The organism is Variovorax sp. J2P1-31 (assembly GCF_030317215.1).
GTDB lineage: Bacteria > Pseudomonadota > Gammaproteobacteria > Burkholderiales > Burkholderiaceae_C > Variovorax.
Genome location: NZ_JASZYA010000001.1, coordinates 654433 through 678655, shown reverse-complemented (window position 1 = coordinate 678655; position 24223 = coordinate 654433). Strand labels below are relative to the sequence as shown.

The following is a 24223-nucleotide window of genomic DNA, read 5'->3' as shown; positions in this document are numbered from 1 at the left end:
TTCAGCCCTTGTAGATGCCGATTTCTCGGAAGGTGTCGCGGATGCGTGCGACATAGGCGGCGAACGCCGCGGTCTCGCGCACCTCGAGGCCGCGCGGGCGTTCCAGCTCGATGGGCACCACGTCGGCGATGCGCCCGGGCCCGCGCGCCATCATCACGACGCGGCTGCCCAGGAAGACGGCCTCGGTGATCGAGTGCGTGATGAAGACCACCGTCTTGCGGGTCTCGAGCCAGGTGCGCTGCAGCTCGGCGTTGAGCTCGTCGCGCGTGAAGGGGTCGAGCGCGCCGAAGGGTTCGTCCATCAGCAGCAACTGCGGGTCGAGCAGCATCGCGCGGCAGATCGAGACCCGCTGCCGCATGCCGCCCGACAGCTCGCGCGGAAAGCGGTCCAGATACGCCGACAGGCCGAACAGGCCCAGCAACTCGCGCGCACGCGGCTCGAGTTCGCGCCGGTCGCGGTCATGGAACTCCGCCGCCACCAGCACGTTGTCGAGTATGTTGCGCCATTCGAGCAGCAGGTCGCGCTGGAACACCACGCCCATGTCGTCCGGTGGCGCATCGATGGGCCGCCCATGCAGCGCCAGCCTGCCGCTGGTGATCGGCTCCAGGCCCGCCATGCAACGCATCAGCGTGCTCTTGCCGCAGCCGCTGGGCCCGACGATGCAGACGAACTCGCCCTCCTCGATGTGCAGGTCGATGTCCTGCAGCGCGTGGATGGGTTTGCGCTCAGAGGCATAGACCTTGTTGAGGCGCTCGATCTCGAGAAAGCTGGACACGGAGGGGTTCCTCGCGAGGGGGAGGTCAGACGGCAAGCAGCGCATTGGTGTAGTAGTCCGAGGGCTTGTGGCCGGGCTTGATCTGGCCGGTCTGTTCCATCGACCGGATGGCGGCGGTCCAGTCGGCGTCGTTCTGCACTCCGAAGGGCTGGTTCCTGGCGGAGGGGCTTTCGAAGAAACTGCGGTAGGCAGTGATCTGGCCGCGCAGCACCTCGGGGTCGAGCCGCGCATTGGGCCGCTGGGCGACGACGGCCCCGACCGCCTCGTCGATGTGGCCGTCGTAGATGTACTGCCATGTGCGCACCTGCACCTGAACGAACCTGGCGATGGCATCGCGCTTGGCCGCGAGCGCCTTCGGCGTTGCCGCCAAGCCGTAGCTCGGGAAACTGATGCCGCTGTCGCCCAGCAGCAGCGCCGAGGACTTGCGGGTCTTCAGCACCATCGGCTGGCCGAACGGCGCCTGCGACATGAAGCCGTCGCTGTTGCCCGAGGCGTAGGTCGAGATCATCGCGCTGGGCGCCACCATGACCAAGCCGATGCTGCCCTTGCTCATGCCGTTGGCCTTCAGGAAGGGCTCGATGAACGGCGCCCAAGGGCTGGTGGTGAAACAGACGATCTTCCTGCCCGCGAGGTCCCGAGGCGACTTCACGCCGAGCGTCTCGTCGACCATCACCGCGAGGTCGCCGGTCCGTGCGAAACCGGCGATCGACACGAGGTCCAGGCCGTTCTCCTTGGCCACCGCCATCGTGCCCAGCGCCACCTGGCCGATGTCGACCTGGTCGGCGGCCAGCAACTGCAGCGTCGAGATGGTGCCGGTGCCGTCCTGCACCTCCACGTCCAGGCCCTGGGCCTTGAACAGGCCCTTCTGCTGTGCCAGGTGCATGGCGGCATGCAGGCCCCAGGGCGAGAAATCGAGTCGAACGCGCAGCTTCTCGGCGCCTTGCGCGCGCGCCGGGAGGCTGCCCAGCGACAGCGCGGGCGCGGCGAGCATGGCCGCCAGTCCTTGGCTCAGGGTCCGTCGTTTCATTGTTTTCTCCGGTTGCGGTGGATCGTGGGAATGTCTTCAGGCCGTCCGCTCAGACGGGCAACATGGCGCGCAAGGCATGGGTAGCGGCCAGATCTGCCTTGCCCGTGGCCGGGTCGACGACAGCGGCGTGGTGCTGTCGCACGAAGGCCGCGCTGAGCTTGTGGTTCCAGACGTCGTGCTCGAGCTCGGGCAGCGGGCGCAGCAGCGGGTCGCCGAAACCGCCGCCGCCCGGCTGGATGTGCGTCACCTGGTCACCGCGAGCAATTCGCATGCCGACCTTGCTTGGCAGCGCCTCGACCGTGTCGCCATGCGCCAGCGTGTTGGACGCGGCCCTGGCGGGGCCGCCGCCGTTCAGGCCATAGGGCTGAAACTTCATGCGGTCGGCGCGCAGCTGCAGCAGCACGTCGTCGGCCAGCACGCGGTAGCTGCGGCGGATGCCCAGGCCGCCACGGTAGCGGCCCGCACCGCAGGAGTCGGGCTCCATCTCATAGGCCTCGACACGCACGGGATGCTGGGCCTCCAGCGTCTCGACCGGCGTGTTCGACAGGTTCTGCGAGGCGTTCGTGATGGCCTCGACGCCATCGGCATGCGGCCGCGCGCCCCAGGCACCGCAAATCATGTCGACGATGATGTACGGCTTGCCGGTGTCGTCCTGGCCCGAGAGGCAGACCACCGTGTTGCCGCCTTCTCCCGCGGCCGGAATCCGGTCGGGCACCACCTGCGCCAGGGCGCCGAGCATGGTGTCGAAGACGCGGTAGCCGGTGAGCGCGCGCGCCGCCACGGCCGCCGGCTCCACCGGGTTGAGCACCGAGCCTTCGGGCACGTGGATGCTCACGCAGCGGAACACGCCGGCATTGTTCGGCACGTCGCCCTTGAGCGCGCAGCGCACGCTCAGATAGGTGCAGGAGTTGGTGTACGAGCGGGTGGAGTTGATGGCCGCGCGCACCTGCGGCGAGGAGCCGGTGTAGTCCACGCTGACATGGTCCTCGTGCACCGTGAGCGCCACGCGGATCGGGATCGGCTCGGGCGACAGGCCGTCGTCGTCGATGAAGTCCTCGAAGGTGAAGGTGCCCTTGGGCCAGGTGCGGATCTCGGCGCGCGTGAGCCGTTCCGCGTAGTCGAGCAGTTCGGCAAAGTAGGTGCGCGCGGCTTCGCGCCCGTAACGGTCGAGCAGGCCGGTGAGCTCGCGCACGCCCACCTGCGAGGCGGCGTACTGCGCGCGCAGGTCGCCCAGCACGCGGTCGGGCAGCCGGACGTTCTGAGCGATCACGCGTTCCATCGTGTCGTTGACCACGCCGGCCTCGTACAGCTTCACGACCGGGATGCGCAGGCCTTCCTGGTAGATCTCCGTCGAGTCGCTGGCATTCGAGCCGGGCACGCGGCCGCCGACGTCGGTGTGGTGGCAGATCACCACGCAGAAGCCTTCGAGTTCGCCCTGGTAGAAGAAGGGCACGAACATGAAGATGTCCGGCAGGTGCATTCCGCCCTGGTAGGGGTCGTTGACGATCACGGCATCGCCGGGTGCGAGGCTGTCGCCATAGCGCGCCTTCACTGCCGCCATGGCCTCGGGGATGGCGCCCAGGTGCAGCGCGATGGTCTTGGCCTGCGCGATCATCTGGCCATCGCGGTCGCAGATCGCGGCCGAGTAGTCCATGACGTCCTTGACGATCTCCGAACGCGCGGTGCGCAGCACGGTGTAGGCGACTTCGTCGACGATGGCATCCATCGCGTTCTTGATCACGGCAAAGGTGATCGGGTCGATGGGCGTGGTCATGCGGCTTGCTCCTGGAGGTCGATGATGATGTTGCCCACGGCGTCGGCATGGGCGCTGCAGTGCGGCGGCACGACGATGGTGGTGTCGTAGGACTCGATCACGAGCGGCCCCTGTTCAGGCGCCCGTGTCAGTTGGGCGCGCGGCACGACGCGGGTGGCCACGGGCGCCTCGTTGGCGGCGAAGCTCACGGAGCGCGTGCCGGCCTCGCCCTGCAGCGCGGTGCCGTCCACCTGGCAGGTCGCGAAATCGAGCCGGTGCTTGCTGCGGCCGCGCGCGGAAACGCGCAGGTTGACCAGCTCGAGCGGCTCATCGCTGCTGTAGCCGAAGGTCTGGTGGTACATCGCCTGGAAGTCGCGCACCAGCTGTTCGATGGCCACGGGGCCGAAATGCGCGGAGGCCAGCGCCACGGTGAGCTCGGAGCTCTGCCCTACGTAGCGCAGGTCGGCGGCCAGCACGATGGTCGCGTCTTCCGTCTGATAGCCCTCGGACGCCAGCACCGAATAGCCCTTGTCGCCGAGCGCGGCCGCGATGCTGCCCAGCTCGGCCGGCGCGCAACCGGCGAGCGGCTTCAGCACCGCCTTGACGAAGTTGTGCTCGGCGTCCGCCGACAGCATGCCGGCGGAGCAGAAGACTCCGGCCATGATCGGCGCGATCACCCTGCGGATGCCGAGCAGCCGGGCCACAGACACCGCGTGCAGCGGCCCGCCGCCGCCGAAGGCGATCATCGACATGTCGCGCGGATCGCGGCCGCGTTCCACCGTCACCGCGCGGATCGCGCGCGCCATGTTCACGTTCGCGACCTGCCGGATGCCATGCGCGGCGGCCAGCAGGTCCAGCCCCAGCGGTCCGCCGACGTGGCGTTCGATCGCCGCCTTCGACAGTTCGGGTGACACGCGCAGGCTGCCTCCGGCGAGCGCGCGCGGATTGAGGTAACCCAGCACCATGTTGGCGTCGGTCACGGTCGGGCGGTCATTGCCGTTGCCATAGCAGGCGGGGCCGGGCGTCGCGCCCGCCGACTCGGGGCCGACGCAGAGCAGGCCGCCGGCATCGATCCACGCGATGGAGCCGCCACCGGCGCCCACCTCGGCGATGTCGATCGCCGGCACCTTGAGCACATAGCCGCCGCCCTTGACGAAGCGGCTGGGGGCGCTGATGCCGTCGCGGAACTCGTACTCGTTGGTCAGCGAGGGCTGGCCGCCCGCGATGATCGAAGCCTTGGCGGTCGTGCCGCCCATGTCGAAGACGATCAGGTCGGCGTCACCGCCCAGGTGGCCGATCTCGACCGCGCCCGCCACCCCGCCCGCCGGGCCCGAGGCGACCGCAAAGACCGGCTTGTCGGTGGCAGAGGCAATGCCCATCATCCCGCCGTTGGAGGCCATGACCTGCAGCGAGGCCTTCACACCCATGCGTTCGAGGTCTTTCCGCAGGCGCGCCAGGTAGGTGCGCATGGCCGGCAGGATGTAGGCGTTGACGACCGTGGTGCTGGTGCGCTCGTACTCCTTGATCTCCGGCAGCACCTCGCACGACACGCTCAACAGCAGCGACGGAAAGTTCGCCTGCAGCAGCGCCTTGGCCGCCAGTTCGTGGACCGGGTTGATGTAGCTGTTGAGAAAGCAGACCGCCATCGAACCGACGCCTTCGTCTACCAGTGCGCGGGCCTCGTCCAGCAGCTGGGCCTCGTCGAGCGGCGTGACGATGCGGCCCTGCGCATCGATGCGCTCGCGGATGCCACGGCGCCAGCGGCGCGGCGAAAGCGGCTCGGGCTTGGACCAGCCGAGGTCGAACATCGTGGGCGTGCGGATGCGACCGATCTCGAGCACGTCGCGAAAGCCCTCGGTGGTCAGCACGCCCGTGCGCGCGCCGACCTTCTGCAAGATGGTGTTCGAGGCCGTTGTCGTGCCATGCACGATCTCGGTGATGTCGCCGGGCGATACGCCGGCCTGCTCGATCAGCGACCCGAGCCCCTGCACGATCGCGCGCCCGAGGTCGTCGGGCGTGGTCGAGGTCTTGTTCACGTAGAGCCGTCCGTCGGGCATCGCCAGGACGATGTCCGTGAAGGTGCCTCCGATGTCACAGCCGACCCGAACGCCTTTGGAAGCGTGCTTTTTCAAGTTCATCCGCCACTCCGATTCCTGTGCCTTGCGGCTGGTTGATAATCCTGCGACCAGGACGGCTAACTAACTAACCATCCAGTACAACAACGAGCGAAATATAGGAGACGCAATGGACCTCTGTCAACGTGTTCGTGCATCGGGTTTTCTCGGGTGCTGGCCATGGGATCTGTAAACTCCGGGCGCCGGGCCGCCCGTCCGGTGCCACCCTCCGAGTCCATGACAGCCCCCCCTCCCGCCGCCGCCAAAAAACGTCCACGCAACGCGCAGGCAAGCCGCGAGCGCATCATCAAGTTCGCGAGCAAGGAGTTCGCGGCGCGTGGCTACGACGGCGCACGCATCGATGCCATCGTTGCGCGATGCAAGATCAGCAAAAACCTGATCTACCACTACTTCGAAGGCAAGGAAGCCCTGTTCATCGAGGTGATGGAGCAGGCCTACGGTGCCATGCGCGAGCGGCAGAACGAGCTCGCGCTCACGGGTGACGACCCGGTGGCCGACATGCGCGAACTGGTCATGAAGACGACGCAGCATTTCATCGACCAGCCCGACTTCCTGCAGCTGCTGTCGACCGAGAACCTGCACAAGGCTGCGCACATCCGCAAGTCCAAGCTGATCCCGGCGATGTTCAATCCGCTGCGCACCGCCCTGGCCGAGGTGCTGAAGAAGGGCAAGGCCCAGGGCGTGTTCCGCGAGGATGCCGACTGGGTCGATCTCTACGTGTCGATCTCCGGCCTTGGTTCGTACTTCATCACGAACCGCTACACGCTGTCCTATGTGCTGGACGTGGACCTCGGCGCGCCCGAACGCGTGAAAGGCCGGCTGGCGCATGTGGCCGACATGGTGATCAGCTACCTGTGCGACAAGGGAAGCAGCAACGGCGTCCGGCCGGCGCCCTGAGCCGCGGCGTGCGCGGACCGGCAGGCCTCGCCGACGCCGGGCCGTGCCTTACCATGCGCACTCGCCCGCGCGATTCGCCGGGCGCACGCTCTCCCGCAGACCATGCTTGCAGCCCCCACCGGGACGCAAGCGCCATCGGTCCGCGCCTTCCCCAAGAAAAGAACCCACCCATGACCAGCCCCCTCTACAGCGCCAGCATTCCCGTCCTCCAGCAGATGCTGGGCGCCCTCTCCGATGTGCTCGCCAAGGCCGAGGCCCACGCCACGGACAAGAAGATCGAGCCCGCCGCCCTGCTGCAGGCGCGCCTGTTCCCCGACATGTTCCCGCTCGTGCGCCAGGTGCAGATCGCCGCGGATTTCGCCAAGGGCATCGGCTCGCGCCTCGCGGGTGCACCCGTGCCCTCGTGGCCCGACACCGAGACCAGCTTCGCCGACCTGCAGGCGCTGATCGCCAAGGCGAAGGACCATCTGGCGAGCTTCACGCCCGAACAGTTCGCGGCCAGCGAATCGCTGGAGATCGTGCTGCGCCCCGGCACGCCCAAGGAGAAGAAGCTCTCGGCCAACGCCTACCTGCTGCACTACGGCCTGCCGCAGTTCTTCTTCCATGTGACGACCGCCTATGCGATCCTGCGCCACAACGGCGTCGAGGTCGGCAAGCGCGACTACATGGGCGCGTACTGAGCCCTGCCGCTCACAGCGCGAGGTGCAAGGCCTCGCCTGAAGACGCCGCCGGCACCGCGCAGCAGACCAGCGCCGCGCCCTCCGCCACCGTGAAGGATGGCGGCGTGGCGTAGCTGACCGCGCCCTGCAGCACGCGCGTGCTGCAGGTGCCGCAGCTGCCGCCGCGGCAACCGAAGGCCGGCGCCAGGCCGCGCGCCTCGGCCGCTTCCAGCAAGGACCCGTCGCCCGGCTTCCAGCGCGCTTCCTTGCCCGAGGTGGCGAAGACCAGGCGCACCGGCTGCGTGGCCGCGGGCAGCATCGGTCGGTCGCTTCCGCTGCGCTGCAAGGACGCGGGCCCGAAGGCTTCGGCATGGATGCGCGCATCCGCCACGCCGAGGCCGCGCAGGCCGTCGTAGACCGACTGCATGAACGCCGGCGGGCCGCACAGGTAGAAGTCGTGGTCGCCGAAAGGCAGCGTGGCCTGGAGCAGCGCCATGTCGATGCGGCCTTCGGCCTCGAAGTCCGGCCCCGGCTGCGCCTCCTGCGGCGCGCTCAGCACGCGCACCCAGCGCACGCCGCCCTGGCTCTTCTGCACCAGCGCGGCGATCTCGCCATCGAAGGCGCGCTCGGCCAGCGTGCGCGCCGACTGGAACAGCCAGGTCGGCCGCAGCGTGCGCGTGCGCGCGCCCTCGTGCACCACGTGCCGCAGCATCGCGAGCAGGGGCGTGATGCCGACGCCCGCGGCCAGCAGCACGGCCGTCCGGCGCTGCGCCGCATCGAGCGTGAAGCGGCCCGCGGGCGCGCGCACTTCGAGCATGTCGCCCTCCTTCAGCGCATGCAGGTGCCGCGACACCCGACCCTCGCGCTTGATGCTGATGCGGTAGGCGCCATCGGCCGGCGCGCTCGAGAGCGTGTAGCTGCGCTGCTCCGGCGCCTCGGTGCCGGGCAACACGACGCGGATCGGCAGGTGCTGCCCGGCCCGGTGCGGGATCAGCGCGATGTCATCGGCGGGTGCGAGATGCAGCGAGCGGATCGTCGTGCTCTCGTCCACCGTGCGCGTCACGCGAAAGGGCCGCCAGCGTTCGGCCCATGCCGCCGCTTCGAGGCGCTGCGCGGCCTGCGTCCAGTCGCCGGTCCGCGCGAGGTGGGGCGACCAGCCGTCGGGCTCGAAGGTCCAGCGCAGCGGCAGGCCTTCGGGGCGATGCACGAGCTTCCGCGGCCTGAAGCGCCACAGGCGCTCGGCCCCTTCGAAGGCCGCGATCTCGGGCGAGTCGAGCAGCAGCTCGGTGTCGCCGCTCATCTGCAGCATGTCGCCCGTGGCCGGGTCGACGAAGAGCAGGCCGGCCTTCGGGTTCGACTGCAGGTTGCCCAGCGTCATGAAGAACAGGTTGCCGTTGAAATCCGGGATGGTGAGCACGCCGTCGTCGCCGATGCGCACGAAGCCCGGCTTGCCGCCGCGGTGCGACACGTCGACCTGGCGCGTGCCGTCTTCGCGGTCCACGTACGAGGCGACGTAGAAGGTGTCGGCGGCCGTGATCAGCTGCCGTGCGCGCCCATCGAGTGCATCGAGATGCACGGCCGCTGGCCGGGCCGGTTCTTGTGGATCGCGCACCAGCGAGAAGCGGCGGTTCTGGATGTAGCGCGGGCAGTTGCCGAAGCTCTGCGCGACCGCCAGGTCGAAGCCTTCGGCGCCCTCGCGCCGCACCGTGCCGTTGACGCGGTTGCGCCGTCGCGTCATCGGGTCGACGCCCACCATGCCCAGCGCATCGCCGTCTTCCATGCCCGCCTCGGCCGGATCGACTGGGTCGCGCCGCGAACGCACCTGCAGCGTGCCCGCGTCGGGCGACTGCAGGAAGCCGGGTGCGCCGGCCCGCATCGTGGCCCACACATCGCCCGCACGGTCGACCGCGCCGATCGCGATGGAGGGCAGCAGCGGATAGAAGGTGCGGTGCTGGTCGAGCAGGAAACTGCGCACATAGAGCCGGCCCGGCCGATCCATGTGCTCGACCACGCCGACGCTCTGCTGGATCGCGAGCTCGCCCGCATGCCAGGGCGAGTCGGGACGCGGTGGGGACGGGTTCGACATGGCGGTGCGCTTTCGTGAAGGCTCAGGCCTCGAGCCCCGCCGGCGTGCGCTGGAAGTCGACGAAGCCCGGCAGCGCCTCGATGCGCGCGAGCCAGTCGCGCACCTGGGGATAGGCCGAGAGATCGACATGCCCTTCGGGCGCGCGGGCGATGTAGCTGTAGAGCGCCACGTCGGCGATGGTCGGCTGCGCGGCCGCGATGAAGGCCTGCGACGACAGCTGGGCCTCGATCAGCGCCAGCACGCCGTGCGCGCGCTGGATCACCTCCTCGGGCCGGAAGTCGGCGCCGAAGACCGTGATCAGCCGCGCCGCGGCCGGGCCGTAGGCGATCTGCCCGGCGGCCACGCTGAGCCACTTCTGGATGCGCGCCTCGGCGAGGGGCGAGGTGGGCAGCCATTCGGTCTTGCCCAGCTTGCGCGCGAGGTAGACCATGATCGCGTTCGAGTCGGTCACGATGGTGCCGGCGTCGTCGAGCGCGGGCACCTGGCCGAAGGGGTTGATGCGCAGGTACTCGGGCGCCTTGTGGGCGCGCTGGGCCAGGTCGACCTCGACCAGTTCGTGCGGCACGCCGAGCAGCGACAGGAACAGGCGGGCGCGGTGCGAGTGGCCGGACAGCGGGTGGTGGTAGAGCTTCATGGGGATCTCCAGGGTTCGGGAAAAGGACCGGTGGCACCGGCTTGGGCTCGATGATCTTTTCTTCGGCCGCTCTCTAGAATCCCCGTCTGCGGCAAGTCACTCTTGCCGATTCACGAACAACGACACGCTGGCGCGGAGGAACCCGGGTATGGATCGCATACAGGCCATGTCGGCCTTCCTGGCCGTGGTCGACACCGGCGGCTTCGCCTCCGCCGCGCGCAAGCTCAACGTCTCGCCCTCGGTGGTGACGCGCGCCGTCACCGAGCTCGAGGAGCGCCTGGGCACGCGCCTGCTCACGCGCACCACGCGCTTCGTGCGGCTCACCGAAACCGGTGCCGGCTATGCCGACGGCTGCCGGCGCCTGCTCGCCGAGCTCGAGGAGGTGGAAAGCTCGGCCGCGGGCACGCATGCCGCACCGCGCGGGCAACTGACCATCACCTCGCCGGTGAACTTCGGCCGCATCCATGTCGCGCCCATCGTGCGTCACTACCTCGGGCAGTACCCCGAGGTCGACATGCAGTGCTGGTTCCTCGACCGCGTGGTCAACCTGGTCGACGAAGGCGTCGACGTGGCGGTGCGCATCGGCGCCCTGCCCGATTCATCGCTGCAGGCCACGCGGGTCGGCCGCGTGCGGCAGGTGCATTGCGCCTCGCCCGACTACCTGGCGCGCCACGGCGTGCCGCAGCGGCCCGAGGACCTGGCCGCGCACGTGATCGTGGCCGCCACCGGCGTGTCGCCCACGCTGGAGTGGCGCTTCCTCGAGGGCGACAAGCCGGTGCAGGTGCGCTTCCAGCCGCGGCTGTCGACCAACACCAACGAGTCGGCCGCCGATGCCGCCAGCGCGGGCTTCGGCATCACGCGGCTGCCGATGTACCACATCGCACAGGCGCTGCAGCAGGGCACGCTGAAGCTGGTGCTCGAGGATTTCGAGCGCCCCGCGCTGCCCATTCATGTGGTGCACCGCGAAGGCCGGCATGCCACGCGCAAGGTGCGCGCCTTCATCGACATGGCGGTGGAAACGCTGCGCCAGAACCCGAACCTGCAGTGAGGCCGCGGCGAAGAAAAGTGCATTGCCGATTCCGCAGCACTGCAGCGCGGGGCCCGGTGCTAGCCTTCCAGGCATCGTCACCCATCGATCCACAGGAGCCCCGCCATGGACACGCGCCCACCCCTTCCGCCCTTCACGCACGAGACCGCGGTGCAGAAGGTCCGCCTGGCCGAAGACGGCTGGAACACCCGTGACGCCGCGCGCGTCAGCCTGGCCTACACGGAAGACACCGTGTGGCGCAACCGCACCGACTTCCCCGTGGGCCGCGAGGCCGCGCGCGCGTTCCTCGAACAGAAGTGGGCGCGGGAACTCGACTACCGGCTGATCAAGGAGCTGTGGGCCTTTGCCGGCAACCGCATCGCGGTGCGCTACGCCTACGAATCGCATGACGCCTCGGGCCAGTGGTTCCGCAGCTACGGCAACGAGAACTGGGAGTTCGCGCCCGACGGCCTGATGAAGCGCCGCTTCGCCTGCATCAACGACCTGGCCATCGACGAATCCCAGCGCCTGTTCCACTGGCCGCTGGGCCGCCGCCCCGACGACCATCCGGGCCTGAGCGAACTCGGGCTCTGACGGTGCGGGCGGGGCTTCGCGCGCTCAGCCCGCGTAAGCCGGCGTGGCGCTCGACAAGCTGGCCTTGACGCCGCGGCTCACGTCGTCGGCCAGCACCTCGAACAAACCGGCTTCCACGCCTTCGAGCGTGACGCGTGCCACATCGGCCGGTGCGCTCTTCGGGGCGTCGATGCCGTCGGTCATGTCGGTGTCCATGTAGCCCACGTGCAGGCTGGTCACCTGCGTGCCCTGCTCGCGCAGTTCGTTGCGCAGGCCGTTGCTCAGCGACCAGGCCGCGGCCTTGCTGGTGCTGTAGGTGGCCACGCTCGGGAAGGTGGCCCAGGCCAGCGCCGACAGCACGTTGACGATGGCGCCGCCGCCGTTGGCCTTGAGCACCGGCGCGAAGGCCGCGGCCAGCGCCCAGACGCCGAAGAAGTTGGTCTCGAACTCGGCGCGCGCCTTCTCGACCGAATTGGGCGACAGCAGGTCGGAGCCCAGCGAGATGCCCGCGTTGTTGATCAGCAGCGTCACGTCGCCGCAGTCGCGCGCCGCGGCCGCGACCTGCGCCGCGTCGGTGACGTCGAGCGCGATCGGCACCACGCCCGCGAGCGTGATGCTGGCCGGGTTGCGGGCGGCCGCATAGACCTTGCGCGCACCGGCGGCCAGCGCCGCCTGTGCAAAGGCCAGGCCCAGGCCGCGGTTGGCGCCGGTGATGAAGACGACGGAATCTTGGAGCTTCATGGATTGCTTTCGGGGTGAGGAGGAAAGGGAGAGATGAGGAACCGCCTACGCGCCTTGCAGCCGCTGCATCAAGGCGCGCGGCGTGCGCGGCCAGCCCACGCGGCCGAACCAGGCGCCGCCGGCGATGGCCGCGGCCGTGATCACGCCGTAGACCACCAGCGCCACGCCCTGCGCGACGAAGACCTGCGTCAGCTCGCCGCTCCAGCGCAGCGCCAGCCAGCCGCCCAGGCCCGCGACCGCGAGCCGCGCGAGGTTGCCGATCACCGGCCAGTAGAGCCGGCCCGCGCCTTGCGACGCGAAGTACAGCACCAGGCCGACGCCGAAGAAGCCGTAGAACGGCCCCACCGCGCGCAGGTAGTGCGTGCCGGCCTCGAGCATGGCCGGGTCGTTGCCGAACAGCAGCAGCCAGGGACGCGGGAACAGCGCCGCGGCCAGGCCGATGGTCTCAGTCAGCGCGAAGGCCATGCCCACGCCGATCCAGCTGGCGTGCAGCGCGCGCTCGCGCTGGCCGGCGCCGATGCAGGTGCCGACCATGGCCAGCAGCGGCGCGCCGAGTCCGAAGACCAGCGGCACCAGCAGGTACTCGAGCCGCGAGGCGGTGCCGTAGCCCGCGATGGCGCCAGGCCCGAACTGGCCGGCCAAGGCGGTCGCGACGCCGATCGACAGGTTGACGCAGACCGTCGCGATGGCCGAGATCAGGCCCACGCGCAGGATGTCGCGGAACAGCGGCCAGCGCAGCTGCAGTCCGGCGAACGAGAGCTTGAGCAGGCTGCGCTTCGAGCGCATGTAGAACAGCAGCGCCGCGGTGCCCAGCAGGTAGTACAGCAGCAGCGCCATCGCGCCGCCCGCGATGCCCATGGCCGGCACCGGGCCCCAGCCGAAGATCAGCAGCGGCGACAGCGGGATCAGCACCACCACGCCGGCCACCGTCACGTTGGCGGGCACCGCCATGTTGCCGGTGCCGCGGATCACGGCCGCCAGCGAGTTGAAGAGCCAGACCAGCACCGCGCCCGCGAACACCCAGTGCGAGTAGGTGACGGCCGCTTCCAGCGAGGCGCCACTGCCGCCCATCTCCGCATAGAGCCAGCGGCCGCCGAACAGCAGCACCACGCTGAACAACACGCCGAAGCACAGCGCCACCGCGATCGCGTGCAGCACCAGCGCGCGCGCATCGTCCATGCGCTTGGCGCCCAGCGCCCGCGCGATGGCCGACGCGATGCCGCCGCCCACGGCGCCGGCCGAGGTCATCTGCATCAGCATCACGATCGGGAACACCAGCGCCATGCCGGCCAGCGCGTCGGTGCCGAGCTTGCCGACGAAGTAGGTCTCGATCAGGCCGACCGAGGCCTGCGCCACCATCACCACCACGTTGGGCGCGGCCAGGCGCAGCAGGGTGGGCACGATGGGCGCCTCGAGCAGCAGGCGGGTGCGGGGGTCGAGGTCCGAGGTGGTGGTCATCGCAGTTCCTGGTGCGGGTGTTCAGGCACGCGCGCCGGCCGCGACGGCCGCGCCGGCCTTGGCCGCGGGGCGGCGGATCAGCATCACGATCACCGCGGCCACCAGGCAGGCGGCACCGGCGGCGTAGAGCGCCGGCGTGTAGGTCAGCAGCAGCGTGCGCGCGAAGCCCGCGCCGTAGGCGGCGGTGGCGGCGCCCAGCTGGTGCGCGGCGAAGATCCAGCCGAACACCAGGCCCACCTTGGCCGGGCCGAAGGCGGCGCCCGCGAGCTTGACGGTCGGCGGCACGGTGGCGATCCAGTCGAGGCCGTAGAACATCGCGAAGATGCCCAGGCCGTAGATGGTGAATTCCGAATGCGGCAGCCAGAACAGCGAGAGCCCGCGCAGGCCGTAGTACCAGAAGAGCAGCTTGCGGTTGTCGTAGCGGTCCGAGAGCCAGCCCGAGAGGATGGTGCCGACGAAGTCGAAGGCCCCCATCATCGCGAGCACCGAGGCGGCGGGCACGGCGGCCATGCCGTAGTCGCCGCACAGCGAGATGAAGTGGGTCTGCACCAGGCCGTTGGTGCTCAGGCCGCAGATGAAGAAGGTGCCCGCCAGGATCCAGAAGGTGCGGTTGGTCGAGACTTCCTTGAGCACGCGGAAGGGCGTGGCGAAATTCATCATCGGCGCGGCAGCGGCGGGTGCCGCGGGCTGCGTGCCGGGCTTTTCACCGTAGGGCAGCAGGCCGATGTCCGAGGGCCGGTTGCGCATCAGGCACAGCGCGAGCACGCCGATCAGGATGCTGCCGATCACGATCGGCACGATGGCCGAGCGCCAGCCCCAGTGCTCGATCATCCAGGCCGCGAAGGGCAGGAAGGCCAGCTGGCCGGTGGCCGAGCTGGCGGTGAGCATGCCGATCACCAGGCCGCGGCGCGCCACGAACCAGCGGTTGGCCACCACCGCGCCGAGCACCAGCGCGGTCATGCCGGTGCCCAGGCCCAGCAGCAGGCTCCAGAGCACGAACAGCTGCCACAGCTGCGAGGCCATGGTGACCAGCGCCATGCCCAGGCCGACCAGCGTGAGGCCGGTGCAGATCACCGCGCGCAGGCCGTAGCGCTCCATCAGCACCGCGGCGAAGGGGCCCATCAGGCCGAACAGCGCGAAGCGCAGCGCCAGCGCCGACGAGATCTGCTCGGTGCTCCAGCCGAACTCCTTGGTCAGCGGCTGCAGCATCGCGCCCGGCAGGCCCAGGGCCGCCGACATGGTCAGCATGGTCAGGAAGGTGATGGCGGCGACGATCCATCCGTAGTGGATGCCGCGGCGCTGGAGCCATGCGGAGACTTGGGTGGCGAACATGGGACCTCGGCTGTTGGAATGGAATGTGAGGAGGCGGGCGACGCGTGCCTGCGTGGGCCGGCACGCGCGAAGAAAAGGTGTGGGAGGTCCTGGCTCGGATGGCGATCAGTCGTCGACGGCCGAGCCGTCGTCGGCCCCGAGCAGCGCCATCGCTTCGTCGATCAGCTGGTGCAGCGCGATCACGCGCTCCACGCCCAGCAGCGCATTCATCTTCTGCTGCGCCGTCTTCCAGTACTGCTGCGCTTCGCGGCGCTTGGCCTCGCCCGACGCGGTGACCTGCACCAGCTGGCTGCGCGCATCGGCACCCGCGCTCTGCACGATCCAGCCCGCGGCGATCAGCGGCTGCAGGTTGCGGCTCAGCGTCGAGGCCGTCATCTGGAGTTCGGCCGCCAGGTCGACCGGCCGAGACGGGCCCAGCCGCGCCAGGTTCGACAGCAGCGAGTACTGCGTGGTCTTGAGCCCGCTCTGCGCAACCTCGGCGTCGTAGCGCTGCGACAGCCGGCGCGACAGTTGCCGGACCTTGAAGTTGGTGCAGCCGCTCGGCTTGAGGGAGGTGTTCATGGGATATTATTGTAGGTGCAACTGTTGCATATGCAACTTACCCACCATCCCAAAGCCCACAAGGGGAACATAGGCATGACATCACCCAGCCACCAGCTCGAAGCCTGGATCGAAGAAGAACGCCGCATCACAGAACGGCTCGATGCGGGGCCCGGCCCCGGCGTCGCGGCCCTCGAACAGATCGAGGGCAAGAGCGGCCTCGAGGTCATGCAGGCCATGATCGACGGCGAGATCCCCTACGCCGCCATCGCCAAGACGCTCGACTTCACCGTGCTCTCGGTGCAGGCCGGCGTGGCGGTGTTCCAGGGCACGCCGATGGCGCGGCACCTGAACCCGCTGGGCACGATCCACGGCGGCTGGGTCGCGACGCTGCTCGACTCGGCGCTGGGCTGCGCGGTGCACACCATGCTGCCGGCCGGCCGCAGCTACACCACGGCCGAGCTCGGCGTGAACTATGTGAAGGGCGTCACGCCCAAGGTGCAGCGCGTGCGCGCCGAAGGCCGGGTGATCCACTGCGGCCGCCAGCTGGCCACCGCCGAGGCCCGGCTGCTCGGGCCCGACGGCACGCTGTACGCGCACGCCACCACCACCTGCCTGGTGTTCGAACTGAAGCGGGCCTAGCGCCCTCGGCCTCCTCGGCGCCCTACTCCACGGTTTCCTGCGGATCTCTTTCCGCGGCGCCTTCGGGGCGCACACGCGTCGCGGCGATCGGACCGTCGTCGCGCCTGGTCGAGAGGTTGTATTTCCTCAGCTTGTCGGCCAGCGTGGTCTTGGGCACCTTCAGCGAACGGGCGCTCAGGGACGCGTTGCCGCTGTGCTTGACCAGCACGCTCTCGATGATCGCCTTCTCGAAGTTCTCGACCATGTCGACCAGGCCGGGATCGTTGTCCAGGTCGGGGTCCGCGTCGGGCTCGCGCCGCGTGATGACGCCGCACGGCACGTTGAGCACCAGGCATTCGGCGATGTTCTTGAGCTCCCGCACGTTGCCGGGCCAGTCGTGCGCCAGCAGCTGGTTCTGCTGCGCCTGGCTGATTTCGGGCAGCGGCCGCGCATAGCGGCTCGAGGCCAGCAGCAGGAAGTGGTTGAGCAGGACCGGGATGTCCTCCCGCCGCTCGCGCAAGGGCGCCATCTTGACCGAGGCGATGTTCAGCCGGTAGTACAGGTCGGCCCTGAAGGTCCCGTCCTGTACCGCCTGCAGCAGGTTGATCTTGGTCGCCGCGATGATGCGGACGTCCACATGCAAGGCTTCGTTGGAGCCGATCCGCTCGATCTTCCGGTCCTGGATGACCCGCAGCAGTTTCATCTGCATCGAGATGGACATCGACTCCAGCTCGTCCAGGAACAGGGTGCCGCCGTTCGCGAACTCGATCTTGCCGATGCGTTTTTCCAGCGCGCCCGGCATCGCGCCCGGCTCGTGCCCGAAGAGCTCGCCGTCGAGGAGCTGGTCGGACATCGCGCCGCAGTTGATGGCGACGAAGGGCCCCTGGCGGCGGTCGGACTGGGTGTGCAGGGCCTGCGCGACCACTTCCTTGCCGGTGCCGGTCTCACCGGAGATCAGCACGTCGATGGGCGAGGCGGCCAGCTCGGCCGTCAATATGCGCACGTTCTTGATGTGTTCGGACGCGCCGACCAGCTGCCGCTCGAAACCGTGCAGATCGGCCAGGCTCCGCCGCAGCTTCAACACTTCCAGCGTGAGCCGCCGCTTCTCGAGCGCGCGCCGGGTCACGTCCAGCAGGGTCTCCCTGGAAAAAGGCTTGGTGATGAAATCGTAGGCGCCGTTTCGCATGGCTTCCACGGCCAGCCGGACGTCGCCGTGCCCGGTGATCATCACCACCGGCAGTTCGGCATCGAGCTGGCGGCAGAACTTGATCAGCGCCAGGCCGTCCTCGCCCGGCAGCTTCATGTCGGTGATGACCACGCCGGGGAAGCCGGGCTGCAGCAGGGGGCGGGCCTCCTCCACGCTGGCCACCGCGCGGGAGGGGATGCCGTCGAGGTCCAGCGCCTGCGTGCAGCCCAGGCGCATGTCGGGCTCGTCTTCCACCAGCAGGACCATCAGTTGGCTGCCGGCACATTCATCACGGTTCATACGACGGTATCCTCAAACGAAAGCAGGTGCCGCGACCCTGCGTGGAGACGATTTCGATCGTGCCGCCGAACTCGGTCAGGATGTCGCGCGAAATGACCAGGCCCAGGCCGAGGCCCGCGCCGCTTTCCTTGGTGGTGAAAAAAGGTTCGAACAAGCGGGCGCGCGTGGCTTCGTCCATGCCCGCCCCGTTGTCCGAAACACTGATGCGGGTCATGCGGGCATCGCATGGCCCATCGCCGCCCTGCTCGGCCTCGACCGTGATGACCCGCGGCGAATCCTGCGCTTCGAGCGCGTCCAGCGAATTGCTCAGCAGGTTGATCAGCACCTGCTCGAGCCGGTTCTGTTCGCAGCGAACGAAGAACTGGCCCTTCGCGACCGGGTTGCGGATCTCGACCTGGAGCGCGCGGATCCTGCTGCTCAGGAGAAAAAGCGCGTCGCCCAGCGATTTGCTCAGGTCGACCTTCTGGAAGACAGGCTCGGACTTGCGGGCGAAGTTCTTCAGCGGCTGGATGATCCCGCCCATCTGGTCGACCAGGCGGCCGAGGATCTTCAGGTTCTGTATCGCGCTGTCGGATTTGCCGCGCAGCAGGAATTCCTCGGCATTGCCGGCAATGGTGCGCATCGCGCCCAGCGGCTGGGTGAGTTCGTGGGTGATGCCGGCCGAGAGCTGCCCCAGCACCGCCATCTTGCCCGCCTGCACCAGCTCGCTCTGCGCGGCCCGCAACGACTGCTCGGCCACGTTGCGCTCGTGCACCTCGCGGCGCAGCTGGTCGTTGATGGTGCTGAGGTCGTGCGTACGCTCCGCGACCTTGATCTCGAGGGCCACGTTCGACTGCTCCAGCATCCGCCGCACCAGCCGGCGCTGCTTGGCGATGCGCCGCCACTGGACCGCGGCCAGCGCCAGCAGCAGCAGCAAGGTGGCGGCGCCGCCACCGGTGAGCGCGGCCATCCTCGCGGTGCGGTGCACCTGCTTCAGGTCGAGCACGATGCTGACGCGCCAGTCCATGCCGTCGAGCGGACGGATCAGCGTCATCTTCTGGCCGTCGGTCCGGACGTCGCCATCGGCGCCGATGTTCAGGAAATCCTGGATCGGCAGGATCTCCAGATCGGAATAGGCGCGGGTGAGCTGCAGGTTCACGCGCTGCTCCACGGACAGCGGCGAAAGCGCGCGGTAGCGCCATTCGGGCCGCGACGCGAGGATCACCACCTGGTTGGCGTCCGCGATCAACGCGGGCGAGCCGACCAGGTCCCAGAGCTGGTCGACCGGGTGCAGCCCGATCTTGATCACCGCCACGCCCACCACCACCGCGCCGTCCCGCACCGGGTACGAGACGAAGTAGCCGGCGCCGCCGCCGTCGATGCCGATGGAGAAATGCTTGCCCACCCGGCCGGCGAGCGAATCGAGGAAATACGGACGGAAGGAGACGTCGGTGCCCAGCAGGCTGTCGTCCTGCGCGGAGGTGTTGCTCGAAGCCACCACCACGCCCCGCACGTTGAGGGTGAAGGCCGCCAGCCCGCCCACATGGGCATTGAGGCGCCGCAGATAGTCGTTCACCGCGCGGGTGGTGCGCAGCGTGCCGGGCGTGCGCAGGATCTCCAGCACGTCCGGATGCAACTGGATGGTGGCCGGAATGTTTTCGAGCGGCTTGGCGACGCCTTCCACCGCCGATGCAAAAAGATCGAGCCGGTGGTTGGCTTCGGTCTTGAGCTGTCGAATACCGCTTTCTTTTCCCTGATGATAGGAAAGCATGGCGGCGGCGGAAATCAACAGCAGCGCCACGACGCCGATGGCGGCCTTGAGAATATTGGCAATTGCCGGACCCCGCAACATCGGGGCGTTATTCCGACGGCTGGTCGTCGGGGTGCTCGTACAGCGCCCGCAATTCCGGCGAAGCCGGCCAGGCCAGATTCAGCCCTCGCGGTGGAATGGGTTTTTGAAACCACTTCTGGTGCACCTTCAATATCTCTCCGCTTGTCATCATTTTTATCAGGGCACCGTCGACGATCTGCTTGAGCTGATGGTCCTTCAATCGCATCATGCATCCGTACACTTCGGATGACATCGGCGTGCCCACCACATCCCAGTCCTGCGGATTCGCGACCTTGGCGCGCTCGCCGTACAACAGGGCGTCGTCCATCATGAAGGCATCGGCCCTGCCGCTCGTCACCAATTCGAAGGATTCGCCGTGGTCCTTGCCCACCAGGATGCGAAAGCCCTTGGCCGAACGTTCATTGTAGGTTCTCAGCAAGCGCTCGGAGGTGGTTGCCGAGGTCACGGCCACGCGTTTGCCCGCCAGATCGGGGAAATCATGGATTCCCGAGGCCCGGTGTGTCAAAAGACGTGTCCCGATCTGGAAAAAAGAGGTGGAGAAAGCGACCTGGCGGGCGCGTTCGCGATTGTGGGTGGTCGACGCGCATTCGATATCCACGCTGCCGTTCTGCACCAGCGCCATGCGATTCTGCGGCGTCACCGGCACCAGTTTGATCGTCAATCCCGGGAGCCCGAGATTCGATTTGAGCGCATCGACGATCTTCAGCATGAGGTCATGCGAAAAACCGACCGCATTGCGTTTTTCGTCGTAATAGGAAAATGGAATGGACGATTCGCGGTGGCCCAGGCGGACCGTGCCGGTGTCCGCAATTCGCTTGAGGGTGTCGATGTCCTGGGAATGCGCCGCGCCCGCGCTGCCGAGCACGAGAACAACAAAAAACCGACAAAGCGCCGCCCACCCACGTTGGGCCATGGGCTGTCTCGAGATCAAAGCCTCTTGCGCCTTTGCAGGGTTTAGCTTCACCACGGCATTTTTATGAGTTGGAATTGCAGGACCGTGCAGGCATGTCGACAGGATGCACGCCCTCGGTCAATGGCCGGCTCCGCCGGGCGCCCGTGCGCCCGGCAGACCGGCCATGGCTCAACGCAGGGCCAGGCCCGGGTTCACGGTGTAGCGGATGTGCGCCGGCGCGCCGGCCGTCGTGTCACCCGCCTTGACGCCCCGGAAGGCGTTTTCCGCATCGGCGCCCGCCTTGGCCGCGGCCGTGATCTTGCTCACCACGTCGGCATAGGCCGTCGCGTCGGCCGCCGTCAGCTGCAGTTCGATCAGGCCATCGGAGGCGATGCTGTTGACCGAGTTGCCGCCGGTCACGTTGGTGATCGTGTAGCTGCCGCGCGGCAGGTTGGCCTGCTGCAGGAAGATCACCGCGCGTCCCGCGGCGTGAAGGGCACTGGTGCGACCGTAGTTGCCGCTGCTGTGGCCCCCCGGCCCCTGGAACTCGACCGCGACGGTGCCCGTCTGCTGGGCGTGGGCGGACAGGCCGGCCAGTGTCAACGCAGCCAGGCAGGCCGCCTTCTTCAGAAATTGCGTGTTCATGTGGGTGTTCCTTAGCGCACTTCGCGGGTGCGGTTGCCGATGGGACCGACGGAGGGCTGCACGATGGTGCCGTCCGCGGCGTGGTAGCCGGACTGGATCAGGGTGGCGGTGAGCACCCGGCGCATGCGCTGCACCTCGAGCTCGGGCGCGCCGCGCGTGCCCCACTCCCAGAAGGCATGGCCGCCCGCACCGGCGGCGTTGGAGGCCAGGGTGAAGTTGTAGGTCGGCACACCGGTGTTGGCCGGCACGTTGTCGTTCAGGCTGCCCGACGAGGTGTTGACCGTGGTGCGGGTGTCCGTCCCGGTGGTCAGGCCCGACTGGATGCCGGCATGGATCGCCGGGGTGTTGGGCTGCGTCAGGACGAAGGCGGGACGCAGTCCGTACCAGACCTGCTCCATGGACAACGCCTGGGCGCTGCCTTCCGTGCGGTTATAGCGGGCGTTCTCCGCCACCAGGCCAGCCTGGAACTGCGGCACGATGGACGCGCGCACCTCGTTGAGGGTTTCCGTGATCGGCGAGCGCATGTCGACTTCCAGCGAGCAGCTCGGCACGACGCCGCTGCCGGCCGCCGGCGCCTCGCATGAGGCGCGGCCGACCGTGTAGGTCGTCCGGGGCGCATCCTTGCGAAGTTCGGAGGGGGTCTTCACGTCGGCGATCTTCGCGATGGCGGCGGCCATGGCTTCCGGCGCGCTCGGGTCGCCGCTGCCGGGCGTGACTGGCGCCTTGAACTTCATTTCGAAGCGGTAGCTGCCCAGGAAGTTGACGGTGCCGCCGCCTTCCAGGCCCATGCTGGAGACGAAGTTCAGCGGGTTCGATCCGGTGCCCAGGTCCTGCTCGAAGCCGAACAGCTGCTTCATGCCGGCCAGGTTGCCCTTGCCTTCCTCGCCCGCCGTGCCGCAGATCCAGACGTCGTAGACCGGCCGGATCTTGAACTTCTTCATCGCCGCGGCCAGCACGAAGGCGTTGGAGGTGCTGGACATCATGTCGCCGTAGCCCGGCACATACACCCGCACGCCGCCGCCGTCCTTCGCGGCGGCTTCGTTGGCGAAGACCTTGCTGGCGATGCCGTAGTTCGTGTCTTCGATCACCCGGCCGGTCGCATCGAAGCGCAGCACGTCGTTGATCGCGGCGAGCTGGGCCGGCGTTTCGACCACGGGCTGGCTGAAGGGCTGCAGGCGGATCTTGTTGAAGGGATCGCCGGCCGGCGGCAGGCTCTCCGGATTCACCACGTCGATGTGGCCTTCGACCAGCACCTTCGGGAACTGGCCGTTGTAATGCTTCGCGGCGGCGGAACTGGAATAGGAGCCCTTGATTTCGACGCAGGCGTTATAGACCGGCAGGCCGTCGACCACATTCACGTCGGTGCCGTACATGATGCCGTCGGCACGGGTCTTGACCTCGGTGGGAGAAAATCCCCATTCGTTCGTCATGCGCTGGTGAATTTCGGCGGCCATGCGGAGTTCGGAGCGCGACGGCGAGGCGATTTTCACCAGCTCGAGGAATTGATTCCAGCGCGATTTCGCGGCGGTGGCCGAACTCTGGTCCGCCAGCAACGCCTTGATTTGCGCATCGCCATCGATCTTGGCCGCAGCCGCGACGACTTCCGGCGGAATGACGAATTTATTGGGATCGGTCGGGGTCGATGGATCCGGGGAAGGCGTGGGTTTTTCGCTCACTGGAGGCGTGGTCGCAACCTGCGTGTCGTTGCTGCCGCCGCACGCGGCAAGGAACAATGCGGCGGTAATTACCGACAGACGCCAATTATTTATATCGATCATTTCTACTCCTGGAACTACGAATTGATGCAAAACCGCTTTGGGCGGCCTTTGCACGGGGTCGCTCACGAGAATCGGGGCATGCGTACTGGAGCATGGTCTGTGCCAGCTTGTTTACCTCGTAAACCCGAGTTTCGATATGAAAACCCAAAAATCCGGCGTTTGAAGTGCGTTTGATCATTCAAGCGCGTACGGATATTCGTACAACGCTCAATTACGTCGAACGGGAATCCGTCCGGCATATCTTCAGCGCCAGGACAAGGTGCATTAATTGGCAGATATTTGCCTAATTGCGCCATGTTGGCCCGGAATTTGGCCATTTGCGCTTCCTTGGTGCAGCAGCGGCCGGACGCCATCGACGGCAAAGGAAAAGGTTGAGCGCGCGCCGATGCGCGCCGTCCCGCCAGGCCCGGTCCTCAGGGCCGCCGGCCCTCTTCCTTCGCCCGTTCGAGGATGAAGTCGATGAAGGTCGAGGCCGCGCGCGTGTGGTGGCGGTTGGGCATGTAGAGCATGAACATGCGGGTGCCGAAGATGCTCAGCTGCAGCGCGTCGAGCGCCGTCACCACCTCGCCGCTCGCGATGTCGGGCTGCACCACGTAGTCGGGCACCAGGCCGATGCCCAGCCCGGCCAGGATGGCCTGGCGCAGGAACACGAAGTTCTCCGAGATCAGCGTGGGCTCGAGCAGCAATTCCTCGCGCTCGCCCTCGGCATAGGCCGACACGCGCAGCTGCTTGCCGACCACCGAGGCGGTGATCACCGGTGCGCCCGCCAGGTCCGCGAGCTGCGTCGGCAGCGCATGCGCCGCCGCGTAGGCGCGCGAGGCGCAGGCCACGTAGCGCACCACGCCCAGCTCGCGCGCCACCAGCGCGGCCGGCGGTTCGGGCATCACGCGGATCGCGAAGTCGACCTCGTCGCGCAGCAGGTCGTCGACCCGGTTCTCGAACATCACGTTGAGCACGATGCCCGGGTAGCGCCGCTTGAAGTCCAGCAGCCAGTCGGACATCACGAGCTGGCCGTAGCCGCTGGGCACGCTCAGGCGCACCTGGCCGCGCAGTTCGTCGCCCAGGGACGAGACCGACTCGCGCGCGGCCAGCAGCTCGTTCTGGATCCGGCGCCCGTGCGCATAGAGCCGCAGCCCGATCTCGGTCGGCTCGGCGCGCCGGGTGGTGCGGCGCACCAGCTGGGCGCCCACCGAGCGCTCGAGCTGCGCCAGGTGGTAGCTCACGTTGGCCCGGCTCATGCGCAGCCGCCGCGCGGCCTCGCTGAGGTTGCCCGCGTCCAGGATCTCCACCAGCAGCGCGAGCGCGCTCAAGTCCATCTCCGCTGCCATCCTTG

Annotated in this window: 22 protein-coding genes; 5 read left to right on the top strand and 17 right to left on the bottom strand. The window is 68.2% G+C overall.

Translation table 11 applies throughout. The features are described from left to right. Position 1: 1 nt before the first annotated feature. From QTI20_RS03065 to QTI20_RS03050, 4 genes are read right to left on the bottom strand one after another with little or no spacing between them, the layout of a single operon-like run. Positions 2 to 775, bottom strand: a complete 774-nt coding sequence (locus QTI20_RS03065; RefSeq protein WP_286550346.1) for an ABC transporter ATP-binding protein — start codon at positions 773 to 775, stop codon at positions 2 to 4. Between the two features lie 25 nt (positions 776 to 800). Continuing rightward, positions 801 to 1802 (bottom strand): ABC transporter substrate-binding protein, encoded by a 1002-nt coding sequence (locus QTI20_RS03060; RefSeq protein ID WP_286550347.1) that lies wholly within the window; start codon positions 1800 to 1802, stop codon positions 801 to 803. A gap of 49 nt (positions 1803 to 1851) precedes the next feature. Beyond that, complete coding sequence (locus QTI20_RS03055) at positions 1852 to 3576, bottom strand: hydantoinase B/oxoprolinase family protein (RefSeq protein ID WP_286550348.1); 1725 nt, start codon at positions 3574 to 3576, stop codon at positions 1852 to 1854. After that, complete coding sequence (locus tag QTI20_RS03050) at positions 3573 to 5693, bottom strand: hydantoinase/oxoprolinase family protein (protein ID WP_286550350.1); 2121 nt, start codon at positions 5691 to 5693, stop codon at positions 3573 to 3575. The genes QTI20_RS03055 and QTI20_RS03050 overlap by 4 nt, the downstream gene beginning before the upstream one ends. A gap of 213 nt (positions 5694 to 5906) precedes the next feature. On the opposite strand from QTI20_RS03050, the gene QTI20_RS03045 reads away from it, so the two are divergent. Then, complete coding sequence (locus QTI20_RS03045; protein ID WP_183023219.1) at positions 5907 to 6587, top strand: TetR/AcrR family transcriptional regulator; 681 nt, start codon at positions 5907 to 5909, stop codon at positions 6585 to 6587. Positions 6588 to 6757: 170 nt separating this feature from the next. Continuing rightward, the gene (locus tag QTI20_RS03040; protein WP_286550351.1) at positions 6758 to 7267 is read left to right on the top strand and encodes a DUF1993 domain-containing protein; all 510 of its coding nucleotides are present in this window, start codon (positions 6758 to 6760) and stop codon (positions 7265 to 7267) included. Between the two features lie 10 nt (positions 7268 to 7277). On the opposite strand, the gene QTI20_RS03035 is transcribed toward QTI20_RS03040, so the two are convergent. Continuing rightward, the gene (locus QTI20_RS03035; RefSeq protein WP_286550352.1) at positions 7278 to 9332 is read right to left on the bottom strand and encodes a 2Fe-2S iron-sulfur cluster-binding protein; all 2055 of its coding nucleotides are present in this window, start codon (positions 9330 to 9332) and stop codon (positions 7278 to 7280) included. Between the two features lie 22 nt (positions 9333 to 9354). After that, positions 9355 to 9966, bottom strand: a complete 612-nt coding sequence (locus QTI20_RS03030; protein ID WP_286550353.1) for a glutathione S-transferase family protein — start codon at positions 9964 to 9966, stop codon at positions 9355 to 9357. Positions 9967 to 10114: 148 nt separating this feature from the next. Between QTI20_RS03030 and QTI20_RS03025 the strand changes: the two genes are divergently transcribed. Beyond that, positions 10115 to 11014, top strand: coding sequence for a LysR family transcriptional regulator (locus QTI20_RS03025; RefSeq protein WP_286550355.1), 900 nt, complete (start codon positions 10115 to 10117; stop codon positions 11012 to 11014). Positions 11015 to 11119: 105 nt separating this feature from the next. Then, a complete protein-coding gene (locus tag QTI20_RS03020; protein WP_219219748.1) occupies positions 11120 to 11587 on the top strand; it encodes a nuclear transport factor 2 family protein in 468 nt (155 codons plus the stop codon). Between the two features lie 24 nt (positions 11588 to 11611). Here the strand turns inward: QTI20_RS03020 and QTI20_RS03015 are convergent, their stop codons facing one another. The 4 genes from QTI20_RS03015 to QTI20_RS03000 form a co-directional block, all read right to left on the bottom strand. Beyond that, entirely contained in the window at positions 11612 to 12307 is a 696-nt protein-coding gene (locus QTI20_RS03015; RefSeq protein ID WP_286550356.1) for an SDR family oxidoreductase, read from the bottom strand. A gap of 45 nt (positions 12308 to 12352) precedes the next feature. Further along, a complete protein-coding gene (locus tag QTI20_RS03010; RefSeq protein ID WP_286550357.1) occupies positions 12353 to 13765 on the bottom strand; it encodes an MATE family efflux transporter in 1413 nt (470 codons plus the stop codon). 21 nt (positions 13766 to 13786) lie between these two features. After that, complete coding sequence (locus tag QTI20_RS03005) at positions 13787 to 15097, bottom strand: MFS transporter (protein ID WP_286550358.1); 1311 nt, start codon at positions 15095 to 15097, stop codon at positions 13787 to 13789. A gap of 105 nt (positions 15098 to 15202) precedes the next feature. After that, positions 15203 to 15658, bottom strand: a complete 456-nt coding sequence (locus QTI20_RS03000; RefSeq protein ID WP_286550359.1) for a MarR family winged helix-turn-helix transcriptional regulator — start codon at positions 15656 to 15658, stop codon at positions 15203 to 15205. A gap of 75 nt (positions 15659 to 15733) precedes the next feature. On the opposite strand from QTI20_RS03000, the gene QTI20_RS02995 reads away from it, so the two are divergent. After that, on the top strand, positions 15734 to 16279 hold the full coding sequence (locus tag QTI20_RS02995) for a PaaI family thioesterase (protein WP_286550361.1): 546 nt from the start codon (positions 15734 to 15736) through the stop codon (positions 16277 to 16279). Positions 16280 to 16301: 22 nt separating this feature from the next. On the opposite strand, the gene QTI20_RS02990 is transcribed toward QTI20_RS02995, so the two are convergent. The 7 genes from QTI20_RS02990 to QTI20_RS02960 all read right to left on the bottom strand — a co-directional run bounded on the left by QTI20_RS02990 (position 16302) and on the right by QTI20_RS02960 (position 24206). Beyond that, entirely contained in the window at positions 16302 to 17744 is a 1443-nt protein-coding gene (locus QTI20_RS02990; RefSeq protein WP_286550363.1) for a sigma-54-dependent transcriptional regulator, read from the bottom strand. Continuing rightward, on the bottom strand, positions 17734 to 19494 hold the full coding sequence (locus QTI20_RS02985; protein WP_286550365.1) for a sensor histidine kinase: 1761 nt from the start codon (positions 19492 to 19494) through the stop codon (positions 17734 to 17736). The genes QTI20_RS02990 and QTI20_RS02985 overlap by 11 nt, the downstream gene beginning before the upstream one ends. 88 nt (positions 19495 to 19582) lie before the next feature. Continuing rightward, a complete protein-coding gene (locus QTI20_RS02980; RefSeq protein ID WP_286574139.1) occupies positions 19583 to 20488 on the bottom strand; it encodes a transporter substrate-binding domain-containing protein in 906 nt (301 codons plus the stop codon). 168 nt (positions 20489 to 20656) lie between these two features. After that, positions 20657 to 21112 (bottom strand): peptidase dimerization domain-containing protein, encoded by a 456-nt coding sequence (locus QTI20_RS02975; protein ID WP_286550368.1) that lies wholly within the window; start codon positions 21110 to 21112, stop codon positions 20657 to 20659. Between the two features lie 11 nt (positions 21113 to 21123). Next, a complete protein-coding gene (locus QTI20_RS02970; protein WP_286550370.1) occupies positions 21124 to 22956 on the bottom strand; it encodes a zinc-binding metallopeptidase family protein in 1833 nt (610 codons plus the stop codon). Continuing rightward, on the bottom strand, positions 22953 to 23207 hold the full coding sequence (locus QTI20_RS02965) for a hypothetical protein (RefSeq protein WP_286550371.1): 255 nt from the start codon (positions 23205 to 23207) through the stop codon (positions 22953 to 22955). The genes QTI20_RS02970 and QTI20_RS02965 overlap by 4 nt, the downstream gene beginning before the upstream one ends. Before the next feature lie 96 nt (positions 23208 to 23303). Next, positions 23304 to 24206: a LysR family transcriptional regulator gene (locus QTI20_RS02960; RefSeq protein ID WP_219219727.1), complete on the bottom strand. Its 903-nt coding sequence runs from the start codon at positions 24204 to 24206 to the stop codon at positions 23304 to 23306. Positions 24207 to 24223: the final 17 nt, after the last annotated feature.

What these genes read in the sequence shown, in the direction of transcription:
- QTI20_RS03005 (WP_286550358.1), bottom strand. Translation starts at nt 15,097, where the DNA reads ATGTTCGCCACCCAAGTCTCCGCATGGCTCCAGCGCCGCGGCATCCAC.
- QTI20_RS03055 (WP_286550348.1), bottom strand. Translation starts at nt 3,576, where the DNA reads ATGACCACGCCCATCGACCCGATCACCTTTGCCGTGATCAAGAACGCG.
- QTI20_RS03060 (WP_286550347.1), bottom strand. Translation starts at nt 1,802, where the DNA reads ATGAAACGACGGACCCTGAGCCAAGGACTGGCGGCCATGCTCGCCGCG.
- QTI20_RS03035 (WP_286550352.1), bottom strand. Translation starts at nt 9,332, where the DNA reads ATGTCGAACCCGTCCCCACCGCGTCCCGACTCGCCCTGGCATGCGGGC.
- QTI20_RS02985 (WP_286550365.1), bottom strand. Translation starts at nt 19,494, where the DNA reads ATGCTTTCCTATCATCAGGGAAAAGAAAGCGGTATTCGACAGCTCAAG.
- QTI20_RS03040 (WP_286550351.1), top strand. Translation starts at nt 6,758, where the DNA reads ATGACCAGCCCCCTCTACAGCGCCAGCATTCCCGTCCTCCAGCAGATG.
- QTI20_RS03020 (WP_219219748.1), top strand. Translation starts at nt 11,120, where the DNA reads ATGGACACGCGCCCACCCCTTCCGCCCTTCACGCACGAGACCGCGGTG.
- QTI20_RS02980 (WP_286574139.1), bottom strand. Translation starts at nt 20,488, where the DNA reads ATGGCCCAACGTGGGTGGGCGGCGCTTTGTCGGTTTTTTGTTGTTCTC.
- QTI20_RS03030 (WP_286550353.1), bottom strand. Translation starts at nt 9,966, where the DNA reads ATGAAGCTCTACCACCACCCGCTGTCCGGCCACTCGCACCGCGCCCGC.
- QTI20_RS03000 (WP_286550359.1), bottom strand. Translation starts at nt 15,658, where the DNA reads ATGAACACCTCCCTCAAGCCGAGCGGCTGCACCAACTTCAAGGTCCGG.
- QTI20_RS03010 (WP_286550357.1), bottom strand. Translation starts at nt 13,765, where the DNA reads ATGACCACCACCTCGGACCTCGACCCCCGCACCCGCCTGCTGCTCGAG.
- QTI20_RS03025 (WP_286550355.1), top strand. Translation starts at nt 10,115, where the DNA reads ATGGATCGCATACAGGCCATGTCGGCCTTCCTGGCCGTGGTCGACACC.
- QTI20_RS02975 (WP_286550368.1), bottom strand. Translation starts at nt 21,112, where the DNA reads ATGAACACGCAATTTCTGAAGAAGGCGGCCTGCCTGGCTGCGTTGACA.
- QTI20_RS02995 (WP_286550361.1), top strand. Translation starts at nt 15,734, where the DNA reads ATGACATCACCCAGCCACCAGCTCGAAGCCTGGATCGAAGAAGAACGC.
- QTI20_RS03050 (WP_286550350.1), bottom strand. Translation starts at nt 5,693, where the DNA reads ATGAACTTGAAAAAGCACGCTTCCAAAGGCGTTCGGGTCGGCTGTGAC.
- QTI20_RS03015 (WP_286550356.1), bottom strand. Translation starts at nt 12,307, where the DNA reads ATGAAGCTCCAAGATTCCGTCGTCTTCATCACCGGCGCCAACCGCGGC.
- QTI20_RS03045 (WP_183023219.1), top strand. Translation starts at nt 5,907, where the DNA reads ATGACAGCCCCCCCTCCCGCCGCCGCCAAAAAACGTCCACGCAACGCG.
- QTI20_RS02965 (WP_286550371.1), bottom strand. Translation starts at nt 23,207, where the DNA reads ATGGCCAAATTCCGGGCCAACATGGCGCAATTAGGCAAATATCTGCCA.
- QTI20_RS02990 (WP_286550363.1), bottom strand. Translation starts at nt 17,744, where the DNA reads ATGAACCGTGATGAATGTGCCGGCAGCCAACTGATGGTCCTGCTGGTG.
- QTI20_RS02960 (WP_219219727.1), bottom strand. Translation starts at nt 24,206, where the DNA reads ATGGACTTGAGCGCGCTCGCGCTGCTGGTGGAGATCCTGGACGCGGGC.